This is a genomic window from Paracoccus sp. IB05 (genome assembly GCF_016405985.1).
GTDB lineage: Bacteria > Pseudomonadota > Alphaproteobacteria > Rhodobacterales > Rhodobacteraceae > Pseudogemmobacter.
The window spans coordinates 1-858 of record NZ_JAEFCF010000096.1 but is presented as its reverse complement, the minus strand read 5'-3'; the positions used below and the strand labels follow the sequence as shown (position 1 = coordinate 858).

1 protein-coding gene is annotated in these 858 nt (G+C 59.9%); it reads left to right on the top strand.

Features of this window, described 5'->3' with window-relative positions:
- A partial coding sequence (locus JC607_RS25190) for an AMP-binding protein (RefSeq protein WP_198839445.1) occupies positions 1-858 on the top strand: 858 nt, incomplete at both ends.

The following is an 858-nucleotide window of genomic DNA, read 5'->3' as shown; positions in this document are numbered from 1 at the left end:
CGCGCATGTTGATGCTGCGGGCTATGCGCGTCTTTATGGCGAATCGATTGGGTCTCCTGATGCGTTCTGGGGGCGTGAGGGGCTTCGCCTGGACTGGATCCAGCCCTATAGCAGGGTCAAAGAGACCAGTTTCGCGCCAGGGAATATCTCGATCCGCTGGTTTGGCGACGGCTCGCTGAATGTGGCGGCAAATTGCATCGACCGCCATCTGATCGACCGGGCGGAGCAGACCGCGATCATCTGGGAGCCGGATGATCCGAAAGAACCAGCGAAACACATCACCTATCGCGCGCTGCTCGAGCAGGTCTCGCGCATGGCCAATGTGCTGAAATCGCATGGTGTGAAAAAGGGCGACCGCGTCGTGCTTTATCTGCCGATGATCCCCGAGGCCGCCTGTGCGATGCTGGCCTGTGCCCGGCTCGGCGCGGTGCATTCCGTTGTTTTCGGGGGATTTTCCCCGGATGCTCTGGCGAACCGGATCAATGATTCCGAGGCGAAGCTGGTCATCACCGCCGACTGGGCACCGCGCGCGGGCAAGAAGACCGGGCTGAAAGACAATACCGACAAGGCGCTTTTGCATTGTTCGGACCGGGTGAAATGCCTGGTGGTGAAGCGCACCGGCGAGCAGACCTCCTGGGTCTCGGGCCGCGATTTCGATCTCCTGGCCGAGATGGCTGAGGCGAAACCCTATTGCCCCTATGTCGAGGTCGGGGCCGAGGATCCTTTGTTCATCCTCTATACCTCCGGCTCGACCGGCAAGCCGAAGGGCGTCGTGCATACATCGGGTGGCTATCTCACCTATGCCGCGATGACGCATCAATATACCTTCGATTATCATGACGGCGATATCTACTGGTG